Source organism: Pseudomonas sp. FSL R10-0399 (assembly GCF_009600165.1).
GTDB lineage: Bacteria > Pseudomonadota > Gammaproteobacteria > Pseudomonadales > Pseudomonadaceae > Aquipseudomonas > Aquipseudomonas helleri.
Map to the genome: position 1 here is coordinate 1 of NZ_WIWK01000146.1, position 12,726 is coordinate 12,726.

A 12,726-nucleotide genomic window follows, 5' to 3' on the forward strand; every position below is an offset into this window, starting at 1 on the left:
GGGGGCTGGCACAGGCTCTGTCGGCACCACGGGCGGCACCGTCGGCTGGAGCGGGGCCAGGATCTTCTTGGCTTCCTCTTCCATCGACAAGATGTGTTCGTTGTGCAACTGGCGACGGATCTCGTCAGCGCCGATTTCACGTTCAACTTCCTGTTTGATCGCATTGAAACTGCGTTTCAAGCGTCCGATCCACAGGCCGGCGGTGCGTGCAGCACCCGGCAGGCGCTCGGGGCCCAGCACCACGAGGGCAACCAGGCCGACGAGCAGCAGTTCACTGAAGCTGATACCGAACATGGGTTTTGGCTCACACGTCTTTGCGGGTCGGCTCTTCGACTTTTTGTGCCTGCACGTCGATGGTGTGCGGCTCATTCAGGGTCGAAGTGGTGTGCGGTGTCGGTGCGGCAGTTGGCTGCGCAGGAGGAACCACGGGTTCGGCAGGCTTTTCGTCGTCGTTCATGGCTTTGCGAAAGCCTTTGATTGACTCGCCCACGTCGGTGCCCAGATTTTTCAGTTTTTTGGTGCCGAAGACCAGGACCACGACTACCAGAATGACGATCCAGTGTTTCCAGTCAAAAATGCCCATGCTGTGCTCCTTGAAAAAAGGGTTTAGGCGGAAGGCCGGGAGGCTTTTTCCACGTGTCCGGAAGTGCCGATGCGGCGCTCCAGTTCATCCAGTACCGCCTGAGGATGCTGGCCCAGCTGGGCGAGCATGATCATGCTGTGGAACCATAAATCAGCCGTTTCGTAGATGACATCGCTGCAGTCACCGCTGATGGCAGCATCTTTGGCGGCAATGATGGTTTCGACCGACTCTTCGCCGACTTTCTCCAGGATCTTGTTCAAACCCTTGTGGTACAGGCTGGCGACATAGGAGCTGTCTGGCGTGGCGCCTTTGCGTGCTTCGAGCACTTGGGCGACGCGGTTCAGGGTGTCAGTCATGGGAGTGGCCTGCGTGATAAATGGCGTTCGGGTCTTTAAGCACCGGATCAACGGTCTTCCATTCGGCGTTTTCGTAAACGCGGTAGAAGCAGCTTTGACGGCCGGTATGGCAGGCGATGTCGCCGATTTGTTCAACCATCAGGATGATCACATCAGCGTCGCAGTCCAGGCGCATTTCATGCAGCTTTTGCACGTGGCCTGATTCTTCACCTTTGCGCCACAGTTTGCCACGCGAGCGTGACCAGTAGATGGCACGGTTTTCTGCCGCGGTCAGACTCAGGGCCTCGCGGTTCATCCAGGCCATCATCAGCACACGTCCGGTTTTATGGTCTTGGGCAATTGCCGGCACCAGGCCATCGTTGTCCCATTTGATCTCGTCCAGCCAGTCTTTCATGTTTGACTCCGCACTCGCGATGCCCACAGTTTGCCAGCCTCTCTCAAGAGTGACCAGAATTCCTACGATCGGCGCACGATCAGGTAAAGGCCCACCACCAGCAGGATACCCGCCGGCCAGTAACCGATGCTGCCCAAAGGTCCGACAGTTGCCAGTAAGGCGCCTGCTACCACATGCCCGGCGCCCAGCAGGCGCAAGAACCAGCCGTCCCGGGGCTCACGCACCGCCAGCGGCTGGTTTTTGGCGTGAGGTTGCGACATGCGCTCCAGCAAGTCGCGGGTCATGCCCGCCAGATGCGGGATCTGCTCGACCTGGCTGTGCAGGTTGCGCAGCAGGGTTTTGGGGCTGACGCGCTCGCGCATCCAGCGTTCAAGGAACGGCTGCGCGGTGCTCCACAGGTCGAGGTCGGGGTACAGCTGGCGGCCCAGGCCTTCGATGTTAAGCAGGGTTTTTTGTAACAAAACCAACTGCGGCTGGACTTCCATGTTGAAGCGCCGAGCGGTCTGGAACAGGCGCATCAGCACCTGACCAAAGGAAATCTCTTTGAGCGGCTTCTCGAAAATCGGCTCGCACACGGTGCGGATCGCCGCCTCAAACTCGTTGAGCTTGGTGTTCGCAGGCACCCAGCCCGAGTCGATGTGCAGTTGGGCCACACGCCGGTAATCACGCTTGAAGAAGGCAAACAGGTTGCGCGCCAGATAGTCCTGGTCTTCGGGGGTCAGGCTGCCGACGATGCCGCAGTCGATGGCGATGTATTGCGGGCTCCACGGGCTGACCGTGCTGACGAAAATGTTGCCGGGGTGCATGTCGGCATGGAAGAAGCTGTCACGAAACACTTGGGTGAAGAAGATCTCGACCCCGCGTTCGGCCAGCAGCTTCATGTCGGTGCGCTGGTCGGCCAAGGCCGCCAGATCGGTGACTTGCAGCCCGTAGATGCGCTCCATGACCAGCACTTTGGGGCGGCACCAGTCCCAGTAAATCTGCGGCACGTAAAGCAGCGGCGAACCTTCGAAGTTGCGCTTGAGCTGGCTGGCGTTGGCCGCCTCGCGCAGCAGATCGAGTTCGTCGTAGATGGTTTTTTCGTAATCACTGACCACGTCTACCGGGTGCAGCAGGCGCGCATCCGCGCTCAGGCGCTCGGCGGTCTTGGCCAGAATAAACAGCCATGCGAGGTCAGAACCGATGATCGGCTTGAGGCCCGGGCGGACGACTTTGACCACCACTTCTTCGCCGGTTTTGAGTTTGGCGGCGTGCACCTGGGCCACCGAGGCCGAGGCCAGCGGCTCAATGTCAAAACGGCTAAAGACTTCGCTGATTTTGGCGCCGAGCTGTTCTTCGATCAGCTTGACCGCCAGCTCCGGGTCGAACGGCGGAACGCGGTCTTGCAACAGCATCAACTCATCGGCGATGTCCGGTGGGAGCAAGTCGCGACGGGTCGAGAGAATTTGCCCGAACTTGATAAAGATCGGTCCTAAGTCCTGCAAGGCCAACCGTAGGGCTGCGCCTCGGCTCAGCTCCAGCTTTTTACGCGGGAACCAGCGCCACGGCAGGGCATAGCGCAGCGACAACAGCCACCACGGCAAGGGCAGGGCAAACAGCAGGTCATCCAGGCGGTAGCGAATGACGACGCGCTGGATGCGAAACAAACGGCGTATGGCAAGCAGCTTCATGCGTGATCGCTGGGCTTGAGGGATCGGCTGAGGCGCTCAAAGCGTGCCTCCAGGCGGTCCAGGTCGAGTTTAAGTCGGTCGATTTGCTCAAAGCGCGCTTGCGCTTCACGTTCGCCGACCAAGGTGCGGGCTTCTTCGCTCAGGTATTCGGCCAGGTTCTGATTGAGGCTGGCGAAACCTTGCTGATACCAGTTGGCGCGACTGCGCAGGTGGCCGCCGATCAACGCCGTAGGCACAGGGCCGATCCAGCGTGAGAGTTCGTACTCCCAATCCAGCTCAAGGTCTTGCAGCACGGCGGCCAGCGCCATCAGCGCGGCGCTGTCACCTTCGAGGTCGACCTGCGGGCTGTGCAACACCGCGCTTTTGTCTTTGCTCAAGGCCAGGCGCAGCAGGGTCGACGTCGGGGCACGCAAGGTGCAGTCGGCTTCGGCGGCCCACTCAGCGGCCAGCATCAGGCCTTCATCGCTGGGCAGGATAAACAGCTGAACCGTCGGGCTGCTGCCGCGCACCGCAATGACCTTGCCGGTCAACGGGCGCAAGCGTGCCAAGGCCGTGCTGTCCAGGCGCAATACCCGGTTAACGCCGGTTTCGACGCTGGCGAGAAGGCCGCGCAGCAACATCAGGGCTTGATGCCGCGGTGCAGTGCGACGATACCTGAGGTCATGTTGTGATAGGTCACGCGGTCAAAACCGGCCTCGACCATCATCGACTTCAGCGTCTCCTGGTTCGGGTGCATGCGGATCGACTCAGCCAGGTAGCGGTAGCTGTCGGCATCGTTGAGCACCAGCTTGCCGACCATGGGCATAAAGGCGAACGAGTAGGCGTCGTAAACCTTGGACATCAGCGCGTTGGTTGGCTTGGAGAACTCCAGCACCAAGAGGCGGCCGCCCGGCTTGAGCACACGCAGCATGGAGCGCAGCGCGTCTTCTTTGTGGGTCACGTTACGCAGGCCAAAGGCGATGGTCACGCAGTCGAAGTGGTTGTCCGGGAACGGCAGCTTTTCGGCGTCGGCCTGAACGAACTCGATATTGCCGGCAACGCCTTTGTCCAGCAGGCGATCACGGCCTACCTTGAGCATCGAGGCGTTGATGTCGGCCAGTACCACGTGGCCGGTCGGGCCCACCAGTTGCGAAAACTTGCGCGCCAGATCGCCCGTACCGCCAGCGATGTCCAGCACCTTGTTGCCAGGGCGTACACCCGACAGTTCGATGGTGAAACGCTTCCACAGGCGGTGCATGCCGCCCGACAGAACGTCGTTCATCAGGTCATATTTACCGGCCACGGAGTGGAAAACCTCGGCGACTTTGTCGGCCTTTTGGCTTTCCGGCACGTTCTTGAAGCCGAAGTGAGTGGTGGGTTCGGCATCGCTGCCTTTGCGCTGATCAGTCATATCGCTGTCACCAGAAGAGAATGCTGGCCATTCTAATCCCGGTAGCCGGCTTTGTCTTGGCGAGGGTCAATGTAAGTATAGTGATCGACTTTTTTACGAGGAAAGCAGCAATGGCAAACATCAGTGTTGAGCGCACTCACACCCTGGGTCTTGAGCAGGCGCGGGTCAAGGCCCGGGAAGTGGTGGGTAAGCTGGAATCTCAGTACGGGCTGAGCCCTGAGTGGTCGGGCGACAAGGTGACCCTGAAACGTTCCGGGGTCGAGGCCCAACTGGAAGTGGATGAGCGCCGGGTCAAAGTGGACGTGAAACTGGGCATGTTGATGTCGGCGATGAGCGGCATGATCCAGTCAGAAATTGAACGCTCGCTGGACAAAGCGCTGGCATAAACCCGTTTTAAACCTGCCTTGAAACTAGGCGGATTAAGGTCTAAACCTGTTACAGGTGAACATGTTGTTCACCTTGATGACGCGGCGCTTTGACTCAAAGACGTCGCGACTGAACATTGAGGGGAACACAATGGCTGCAAAGAAACCGGCTGCACCTGCAAAAGAAAGTCACTCATGGACCGGCAAGATAGAAGAGTACTCGCGCAAGATCTGGTTGGCAGGCCTTGGGGTGTACTCAAAGATTGATGCCGATGGCAGCAAGCTGTTTGACAGTTTGGTCAAAGACGGCGAAAAAGCTGAAAAGCTGGCCAAGAGTGCAGGCAACAAGTTTGTCGATGAAGCCAAGGCAACCACCTCATCCGCGCGTTCACGGGTTGAAGACGTGAAAGACTTGGCGCTGGAGAAGTGGAGCGAATTCGAAGAGGCTTTCGATAAACGCCTGACCAGCGCTATCTCCCGCTTGGGCGTGCCGAGCCGCGAAGAAGTCAAAACCTTGCATGCGCAAGTCGACGTACTGACCAAGCACATCGAAAAACTCACCGCCGCCGCCGCAAAAGTCGCCGCCACCAAAGCCACGCCTGCAAGCAAGCCCGCACCAGCCAAAGCGACGACCGCCAAGCCTGCCGTTAAGCCTGCTGCGGCCAAACCTGCTGCTGCCAAGCCCGCGGCCGCTAAACCAGCCGCCAAGCCTGCAACGGCTAAACCGGCAGCCAGCGCTGCTGCCAAGCCTGCGGCAAAACCAGCCGCTAAACCTGTCACCAAAGCCCCTGCCAAGCCAGCCGCAAAACCGGCAGCCAAGGCAGCGGCCAAGCCCGCCGCTAAAAAACCGGCAGCGGTCAAAAAACCAGCCGAAGTGAAGGCCCCGGAGCCCACCACCTCATCCTGAGTTGCCCACATCTGGGCTGTAGGAGCGAGCTTGCCTCGCGATCTTTTGATCTTTAAAAAGCTCGCGAGACAAGCTCGCTCCTACAGTTAGGCTGAGTGCTACAGCATCAGCTTTACAACCGATTCCGAAGGGTCGCGCGACTTGCCGGCCGCTTTGAGTTCGGCCAGGTAGTCCTGCCACAACTCATCTTTGCGAACCCCCAGTTGGTACAGGTACTCCCAGGTAAACAGCCCGCTGTCATGGCCGTCATCGAAGGTCAGCTTCAGGGCGTATTGGCCTGCGGGTTCGATCTTGAGCAAACCGACATTGATTTTGCCAAATTGCAGAATGGGCTTGCCGTGGCCCTGCACCTCTGCGGACGGCGAATGCACGCGCAGCAGTTCGGCCGGCAAGTGGTACTCCTCGCCAGACGGGTATTTGAGGGTCAGGGTTTTTGAGGCTTTGTGCAGGTTGATGGCGCTGGGGATCATGGTCATAACCTTTTGGTCTTCACACAAACACGAAGCCGCTGTCGCAGGCTGCGACAGCGGCTACAGGTGCCCGGCTTACAAGATGTAGCGCGAGAGGTCTTCGTTCTTGGCCAGTTCGCCCAAGTGGCTGTTCACGTACTCGGCGTCAATACGAATCGGCTCTTCGTTCTGCGCGCTGGCGATGTCACCGGCACTGAACGATACCTCTTCGAGCAGGCGCTCCAGCAGCGTGTGCAGACGACGAGCACCGATGTTTTCGGTTTTCTCGTTAACCTGCCAGGCAATTTCCGCCAGACGTTTGATACCTTCAGGCTGGAACTCAATGTTCAGGCCTTCAGTTTTCAGCAGTTCGCGGTATTGCTCGGTCAGCGAAGCGTGCGGCTCGCTGAGGATGCGCTCGAAGTCTTCCGGGGTCAGCGCCTTGAGTTCAACACGGATCGGCAGACGGCCTTGCAGCTCAGGTACCAGATCGCTTGGCTTGCTCAGGTGGAAAGCACCGGAGGCGATAAACAGGATGTGGTCAGTTTTAACCATGCCCAGTTTGGTGTTGACGGTGCAGCCTTCGATCAGCGGCAGCAGGTCGCGCTGTACGCCTTCACGGGACACATCGGCGCCGCCGACATTGCCGCGCTTGGCCACTTTGTCGATTTCGTCGATGAACACAATACCGTGCTGTTCAACGGCTTCCAGGGCTTTGGCCTTGAGTTCTTCGTCGTTGACCAGGCGGCTGGCTTCTTCGTCACGCACCATTTTCAGGGCTTCTTTGACTTTCAGCTTGCGGCTCTTGCGCTTGCCTTTGCCCATGTTGGCAAACAGGCTTTGCAGCTGGTTGGTCATTTCTTCCATGCCTGGCGGCGCGGAAATATCGACACCGGCCACGTCGGCCACTTCGATTTCAATTTCCTTGTCGTCCAGCTGGCCTTCACGCAGGCGCTTGCGGAACAGCTGACGGGTGTTGGAGTCCTGCGGTGCAGCCGCCTCTTCGCCAAACGTGCGGGCAGGTGGCAGCAGGGCGTCGAGAATGCGCTCTTCAGCGGCATCTTCAGCGCGGTGACGGACTTTAACGATTTCTTGCTCGCGCAGCAGCTTGATCGCCGCGTCAGCCAGATCACGGATGATCGACTCTACGTCGCGGCCCACATAGCCCACTTCGGTGAATTTGGTGGCTTCAACCTTGATGAACGGTGCGTTGGCCAGCTTGGCCAGACGGCGCGCGATCTCGGTTTTACCGACACCGGTCGGGCCGATCATCAGGATGTTTTTCGGGGTGACTTCAACGCGCAGCTCTTCAGGGAGCTGCATGCGGCGCCAGCGGTTACGCAAGGCGATTGCAACGGCGCGTTTGGCGTCGTCCTGGCCGATGATATGGCGGTTGAGTTCGTGGACGATTTCGCGGGGAGTCATGGACATAATAATTGGCGTTCCTCTAGCTGAAGTCAGGTGCATACACGGGCCAGCGAACTGGCCCGGCAGGGGGCTTACTCAGCGAGGTCCTGCTCCTCAATAGTGATGTTGTGGTTGGTGAACACGCAGATGTCGCCAGCAATGCCGAGTGCGGTCTCGGCGATTTCGCGGGCCGGCAGGTCGGTTTTCATCAGCAGGGCGCGGGCTGCCGCTTGGGCAAAAGCACCGCCAGAACCCATGGCGATCAAGCCGTCTTCGGGCTCAACCACGTCGCCGTTACCGGTGATGATCAAGGATGCGTCTTTGTTGGCGACGGCCAACATGGCTTCCAGGCGGCTCAGCGAGCGGTCGGTACGCCATTCTTTGGCCAACTCGACAGCGGCGCGAACCAGATGGCCCTGATGTTTCTCAAGCTGGCCTTCAAAGCGTTCGAACAGGGTGAAAGCATCGGCAGTTGCACCGGCGAAACCGGCGATTACCTGGCCGTGGTACAGGCGACGGACTTTTTTCGCGTTGCCTTTCATCACGGTGTTGCCAAGAGAAACCTGGCCGTCGCCAGCCATAACGACTTTGCCGTGGCGGCGAACTGAAACGATGGTGGTCAAGGGAGAGTCTCCACGCAGCGGGGCGAAAATGCCTGATGGAGATACATATGGGGGTTGTAGCGCGTATTTCAACAGCGGGAGGGGAATGCGGATGAATGGAGTGAAGGAAGCGTCTGTAGGCGTTGGCGCAGGCTGCGATCTTTTCGAATGTTAAAAGATCGCAGCCTACGGCCTGGATTAGCGGCGCTGCTGCAACAACAGGTTGTTGAAGCCGCCACCGGCCAATTGCTTCTGGGCCACGGTCAGTTGTTCGCGGTTGCTGAACGGGCCGACCAGTACCCGGTACCAGGTTTCGTCTTTCACCGTGCCCGACTCAACCGAAGCGGTTTGGCCGAGCAGAATGATTTGGGCGCGCACTTTATCCGCATCGGCCTGTTTGCGGAACGAGCCCGCCTGCAGGAAGAACTTGGTCGTCGAAGGCGCTTCCTTGACCACCGGTGGTGCCGGCGGTGGCGTCAGGCCGTTCAGGGCGGCTTGAGCCCGCACGGTGTCGATTTTTGCCGCTTCAGCCGGTGTTACCGGCGCCAGAGGGGCCGTTGGCTGCGCAGGTGGGGGCTTCTCCGGCACGGCTTCTGGCGGCACGATCACTTCTGATTCGGGCAGCAAGGTATAGAAGTCGTACTTGGGCTTGACCGGCTGAGTCGGGCTCGGCGGCGTCTTGTTGGCTTCAGCCTGTTGCGAGGTTTTTTGCGCCTCTTGTTTGACCCGTTTGACGTCGTCGCCCTTACCCGGCTCGAGCTTCATCAGGAACACAATAAACGCGCCGACGGTGAGGCCGATGGCCAGCCACAACCAGCCCGGAATCGGCTTTTTGGCTGGCGCCTGATACCGGCTGGCGCCTCGCTTGGGTGCAGGTTTTTTCTTGGCGGCCAACTTACATGCGCTCCAGAGTTTCCAGGCCCAGCAATTCCAGGCCTTGCTTGAGGGTCAGGCCGGCCAGGGCTGCCAGGCGCAGACGGCTTTGTTTTTGGGCCTCGTCTTCGGCGTTCAGGATCGGGCAGTTCTCGTAGAAGCTGGAGAACAGACCGGCCACTTCGTACAGGTAGGTGCACAGTGTGTGTGGCGTGCCTTTTTCAGCAACGTTGTTCAGCACTTCACCGAATTGCGCCAGTTTTGCGGCCAATTCCTGCTCTTGTGGCGCCGCCAGGACGATGTGCCCCGGTACTTCGTCGAAACGCTTGCCCAGTTTGCGGAACACGCCCGCCACACGGGTGTAGGCATACAGCAGGTAAGGTGCGGTATTGCCTTCAAAGTTCAACATCAGGTCAAAGTTGAAGCTGTAATCGCTGGCGCGGTGCTTGGACAGGTCCGCGTATTTCACCGCGTCGATGCCGACCACCTTGGCGATGGCGCGCAGTTCTTCTTCGGCCAGCTCAGGGTTCTTCTCTTTCACCAGGGTGTAGGCACGTTCCTGGGCTTCGGTGAGCAAGTCGATCAGTTTTACCGTGCCACCGTCGCGGGTCTTGAAAGGGCGGCCATCAGCGCCGTTCATGGTGCCGAAGCCCATGTGTTCCATTTCCATCGGGTGGGTCACAAAACCGGCTTTGCGTGCCACGGCAAACACTTGCTGGAAGTGCAGTGCCTGACGCTGGTCGACGAAGTACAGGGCGCGGTCGGCCTTCAGTACACCGCTGCGGTAGCGGATGGCTGCCAGGTCGGTGGTGGCGTACAGGTAGCCGCCGTCTGCCTTGACGATAATCACCGGCAACGGCTCGCCTTCGGCGTTTTTGAACTCGTCGAGGAACACGCACTGCGCGCCGTTGCTCTCCACCAGCATGCCTTTGGCTTTGAGGTCGTTGACCACGTTGATCAGGTCGTCGTTGTAGGCGCTTTCGCCCATCACGTCGTCCATGGTCAATTTAACGTTCAGCAGTTCGTAAATTTTCTGGCAGTGCGACAGCGAGATGTCTTTGAACTTGCTCCACAGCGCCAGGCAGTCCGGGTCACCGGCTTGCAGCTTGACCACCAGGCTACGGGCGCGGTCGGCAAACTCAGGGGACTCGTCGAAGCGCTTTTTGGCGGCGCGGTAGAAGTTTTCGAGGTCAGACAGCTCGTCGCTGGTGATCGGGTTTTCTTCCAGGTAGGCCATCAGCATGCCGAACTGGGTGCCCCAGTCGCCCACGTGGTTCTGACGGATCACTTCGTCGCCCAAAAACTCCAGCACCCGTGCCACGCCGTCACCAATGATGGTGGAGCGCAGGTGACCTACGTGCATTTCCTTGGCCAGGTTAGGCGCGGACATGTCGACAGCGGTGCGCTGATGCGGGCCGGATTTGCGCACGCCGAGCTTTGGGTCTGCCAGTGCAGCGTCCAGGCGCGAGGCCAGGGCCTGAGTGTTCTGGAAGAAGTTGAGGAAGCCGGGGCCGGCGATTTCGACCTTGCTGATTTGCTCATCGGCCGGCAGCGCGGCAATGATTTTTTCAGCCAGATCGCGTGGCTTCAGACCGGCAGGTTTGGCCAGCATCATGGCGATGTTGCTGGCGAAGTCGCCGTGGGTTTTGTCACGGGCGTTTTCCACCTGAATCGCTGGCGTCAGGCCTTCAGGCAACACACCTTCTGTGACGAGTTGAGCAAGGGCTTGTTGAATCAGCTGGCGAATGGTGTCTTTCATGGTCTTCTCTTTCGACCGCAAGCGCGGTAGCGCTTCAGTGCGCAGGTGGAAAAACTGGGTATTGTCCGCTAACGGAGCGGCAAGCTGCAAGCCTGTGGGAGCGAGCTTGTCTCGCGATCTTTTGATCGTTTAAAAGATCGCGAGACAAGCTCGCTCCTACACGGTTTGGATCAATACAAATCAACCGGGTCCACATCCAGTGACCAGCGGACTTGTCTGCCGCTGGGCATTTGTTCAAGGATCAGCAGCCAGTGGCTCAGCAGCCGATGCAGCGGCGCGCGGGCGTTGGCTTGTAAGAGTAGTTGAGCGCGGTAGCGTCCGGCCCTGCGCTCCATTGGCGCAGGCACGGGGCCCAGCAGTTCGATACCGTGCAGGTTCAGCTCGCCGAGCAAACGCTCGGCCTCGCTGCAGGCTTCATCCAGGAACCCTTCGGCTTGCCCCGGCTTGTGCGCTTCGGCGCGCAACAGCGCCAGGTGCGCAAAGGGCGGCAAGCCCGCAGCCCGGCGCTCGCTCAAGGCCTGTTCGGCGAAGGCAAAATAGCCTTGCTCGGTCAGTTGAATCAGCAGCGGGTGGTCGGCCAGGTGGGTCTGGATAATCACCCGGCCGGGCTCTTCGGCCCGGCCCGCACGGCCTGCGACCTGTACGATCAATTGCGCCATGCGTTCGCTGGCGCGGAAGTCGCCCGAGAACAGCCCGCCGTCAGCATCCAGAATCGACACCAGCGTCACCCGTGGAAAGTGGTGGCCCTTGGCGAGCATTTGCGTGCCCACCAAAATGCACGGCTGGCCTTTCTGGATGGTGGCAAACAGCTGGTTCATCGCGTCTTTGCGTGACGTGCTGTCGCGGTCGACCCGCAGCACCGGGTAATCCGGGAACAAAATCGCCAGCCGCTCTTCGGCCCGCTCGGTGCCAGCCCCTACAGGGCGCAAGTCAACCTTGGCGCATTGCGGGCAATTGCGCGGCACGCGCTCGACGTAACCGCAGTGATGGCAGCGCAATTCGCCTGAGCGCTGATGAACGGTCATGCGCGCGTCGCAGCGCTTGCACTCCGACATCCAGCCGCAGTCATGGCACAGCAGGGTCGGCGCGAAGCCGCGACGGTTGAGAAACACCAGCACTTGCTGGCCCGCCGCCAGTGTCTGGCCGATGGCTAGTTGCATCGGCCCGGAAATACCGCTGTCCAGTGGGCGACTTTTTACATCCAAGCGCAGGAATCGCGGCTGTTTGGCTCCGCCTGCACGTTCATTCAAACGCAGCAAACCATAGCGGCCGGTGTAGGCGTTATGCAGGCTCTCCAGCGAAGGAGTGGCTGAGCCGAGCACGATCGGGATGTTTTCTTGCCGTGCCCGCACCAGCGCCAGGTCGCGGGCGTGGTAGCGCAGGCCTTCCTGCTGTTTATAAGAGCCGTCGTGTTCTTCGTCGATGATGATCAGCCCGGGGTTTTTCATCGGGGTGAACAGTGCCGAGCGCGTGCCAATAATAATGTCGGCCTCGCCGTCGCGGGCCGCGAGCCAGCTTTCGAGGCGCTCGCGATCATTGACCGCCGAATGCACCAGTGCGATACGGGCGTTGAAGCGCTGCTCGAAGCGGGCCAGGGTTTGTGGCCCCAGGTTGATTTCCGGGATCAGCACCAAGGCCTGTTTGCCGGCTTCGAGGGTTTCGCGGATTAACTGCAAATACACTTCGGTTTTGCCGCTGCCGGTCACGCCCGCCAATAAAAAGGCATGGAAGCTGTCGAACCCGGCGCGAATCGCCTCGCAGGCGGCACGTTGCTCATCGTTGAGCGGCAGCTCGGGCTGGGCCAGCCAGCGTTCATGGCGTGCACTGGGCGCGTGGCGGCGAATTTCGACCGTCACCAGCTCTTTGGCCAGCAACAGGTCGAGGCTGTCCTTGTTCAGCTTTAATTTGCTCAACAGCTGATGGGCCACGCCGTGCGGGTGCTGGGCGAGAGTGGCCAGGGCCTCGCGCTGG

General features: G+C 59.8%; 15 protein-coding genes. 2 read left to right on the forward strand and 13 right to left on the reverse strand.

Going from position 1 to position 12,726, the window contains the following annotated elements:
- The 7 genes from tatB to ubiE all read right to left on the reverse strand — a co-directional run.
- Positions 1–294: Sec-independent protein translocase protein TatB (gene tatB, locus GHO41_RS26370; RefSeq protein ID WP_153435075.1), on the reverse strand; the 294-nt coding region annotated here is incomplete at its 3' end.
- Between the two features lie 10 nt (positions 295–304).
- Entirely contained in the window at positions 305–583 is a 279-nt protein-coding gene (locus GHO41_RS26375; protein ID WP_048366734.1) for a twin-arginine translocase TatA/TatE family subunit, read from the reverse strand.
- Positions 584–606: 23 nt separating this feature from the next.
- Entirely contained in the window at positions 607–939 is a 333-nt protein-coding gene (locus tag GHO41_RS26380) for a phosphoribosyl-ATP diphosphatase (RefSeq protein WP_048366733.1), read from the reverse strand.
- A complete protein-coding gene (hisI, locus tag GHO41_RS26385; protein WP_019412272.1) occupies positions 932–1,333 on the reverse strand; it encodes a phosphoribosyl-AMP cyclohydrolase in 402 nt (133 codons plus the stop codon). The genes GHO41_RS26380 and hisI overlap by 8 nt, the downstream gene beginning before the upstream one ends.
- 62 nt (positions 1,334–1,395) lie before the next feature.
- A complete protein-coding gene (gene ubiB / locus GHO41_RS26390; RefSeq protein ID WP_048366731.1) occupies positions 1,396–3,003 on the reverse strand; it encodes a ubiquinone biosynthesis regulatory protein kinase UbiB in 1,608 nt (535 codons plus the stop codon).
- On the reverse strand, positions 3,000–3,623 hold the full coding sequence (locus GHO41_RS26395) for an SCP2 domain-containing protein (protein WP_153435076.1): 624 nt from the start codon (positions 3,621–3,623) through the stop codon (positions 3,000–3,002). Before GHO41_RS26395 ends, ubiB begins: the two co-directional genes overlap by 4 nt.
- A complete protein-coding gene (gene ubiE, locus GHO41_RS26400) occupies positions 3,623–4,393 on the reverse strand; it encodes a bifunctional demethylmenaquinone methyltransferase/2-methoxy-6-polyprenyl-1,4-benzoquinol methylase UbiE (RefSeq protein WP_048366729.1) in 771 nt (256 codons plus the stop codon). The genes GHO41_RS26395 and ubiE overlap by 1 nt, the downstream gene beginning before the upstream one ends.
- Positions 4,394–4,503: 110 nt before the next feature.
- Between ubiE and GHO41_RS26405 the strand changes: the two genes are divergently transcribed.
- Both GHO41_RS26405 and GHO41_RS26410 read left to right on the forward strand, forming a co-directional pair.
- Positions 4,504–4,779 (forward strand): polyhydroxyalkanoic acid system family protein, encoded by a 276-nt coding sequence (locus tag GHO41_RS26405; RefSeq protein WP_153392267.1) that lies wholly within the window; start codon positions 4,504–4,506, stop codon positions 4,777–4,779.
- A gap of 130 nt (positions 4,780–4,909) precedes the next feature.
- Positions 4,910–5,665: a phasin family protein gene (locus GHO41_RS26410; RefSeq protein WP_153435077.1), complete on the forward strand. Its 756-nt coding sequence runs from the start codon at positions 4,910–4,912 to the stop codon at positions 5,663–5,665.
- A gap of 98 nt (positions 5,666–5,763) precedes the next feature.
- Here GHO41_RS26410 and GHO41_RS26415 read toward each other — a convergent pair whose 3' ends face one another.
- The 6 genes from GHO41_RS26415 to GHO41_RS26440 all read right to left on the reverse strand — a co-directional run.
- The gene (locus GHO41_RS26415) at positions 5,764–6,141 is read right to left on the reverse strand and encodes a gamma-butyrobetaine hydroxylase-like domain-containing protein (RefSeq protein ID WP_153435078.1); all 378 of its coding nucleotides are present in this window, start codon (positions 6,139–6,141) and stop codon (positions 5,764–5,766) included.
- 69 nt (positions 6,142–6,210) lie between these two features.
- Positions 6,211–7,545, reverse strand: coding sequence for an ATP-dependent protease ATPase subunit HslU (gene hslU, locus GHO41_RS26420; RefSeq protein WP_048386399.1), 1,335 nt, complete (start codon positions 7,543–7,545; stop codon positions 6,211–6,213).
- A gap of 68 nt (positions 7,546–7,613) precedes the next feature.
- Positions 7,614–8,144, reverse strand: coding sequence for an ATP-dependent protease subunit HslV (hslV, locus tag GHO41_RS26425; RefSeq protein WP_048366724.1), 531 nt, complete (start codon positions 8,142–8,144; stop codon positions 7,614–7,616).
- A 177-nt stretch (positions 8,145–8,321) separates the two neighbouring features.
- On the reverse strand, positions 8,322–9,017 hold the full coding sequence (locus GHO41_RS26430; RefSeq protein ID WP_153435079.1) for an SPOR domain-containing protein: 696 nt from the start codon (positions 9,015–9,017) through the stop codon (positions 8,322–8,324).
- Between the two features lies 1 nt (position 9,018).
- Positions 9,019–10,755, reverse strand: a complete 1,737-nt coding sequence (gene argS / locus GHO41_RS26435; RefSeq protein WP_048366722.1) for an arginine--tRNA ligase — start codon at positions 10,753–10,755, stop codon at positions 9,019–9,021.
- 170 nt (positions 10,756–10,925) lie between these two features.
- Positions 10,926–12,726: primosomal protein N' (locus tag GHO41_RS26440; protein ID WP_153435080.1), on the reverse strand; the 1,801-nt coding region annotated here is incomplete at its 5' end.

Coding starts and splice junctions, on each gene's coding strand:
- GHO41_RS26375 (WP_048366734.1), bottom strand. CDS start 583: ATGGGCATTTTTGACTGGAAACACTGGATCGTCATTCTGGTAGTCGTG.
- GHO41_RS26380 (WP_048366733.1), bottom strand. CDS start 939: ATGACTGACACCCTGAACCGCGTCGCCCAAGTGCTCGAAGCACGCAAA.
- hisI (WP_019412272.1), bottom strand. CDS start 1,333: ATGAAAGACTGGCTGGACGAGATCAAATGGGACAACGATGGCCTGGTG.
- ubiB (WP_048366731.1), bottom strand. CDS start 3,003: ATGAAGCTGCTTGCCATACGCCGTTTGTTTCGCATCCAGCGCGTCGTC.
- GHO41_RS26395 (WP_153435076.1), bottom strand. CDS start 3,623: ATGTTGCTGCGCGGCCTTCTCGCCAGCGTCGAAACCGGCGTTAACCGG.
- ubiE (WP_048366729.1), bottom strand. CDS start 4,393: ATGACTGATCAGCGCAAAGGCAGCGATGCCGAACCCACCACTCACTTC.
- GHO41_RS26405 (WP_153392267.1), top strand. CDS start 4,504: ATGGCAAACATCAGTGTTGAGCGCACTCACACCCTGGGTCTTGAGCAG.
- GHO41_RS26410 (WP_153435077.1), top strand. CDS start 4,910: ATGGCTGCAAAGAAACCGGCTGCACCTGCAAAAGAAAGTCACTCATGG.
- GHO41_RS26415 (WP_153435078.1), bottom strand. CDS start 6,141: ATGACCATGATCCCCAGCGCCATCAACCTGCACAAAGCCTCAAAAACC.
- hslU (WP_048386399.1), bottom strand. CDS start 7,545: ATGTCCATGACTCCCCGCGAAATCGTCCACGAACTCAACCGCCATATC.
- argS (WP_048366722.1), bottom strand. CDS start 10,755: ATGAAAGACACCATTCGCCAGCTGATTCAACAAGCCCTTGCTCAACTC.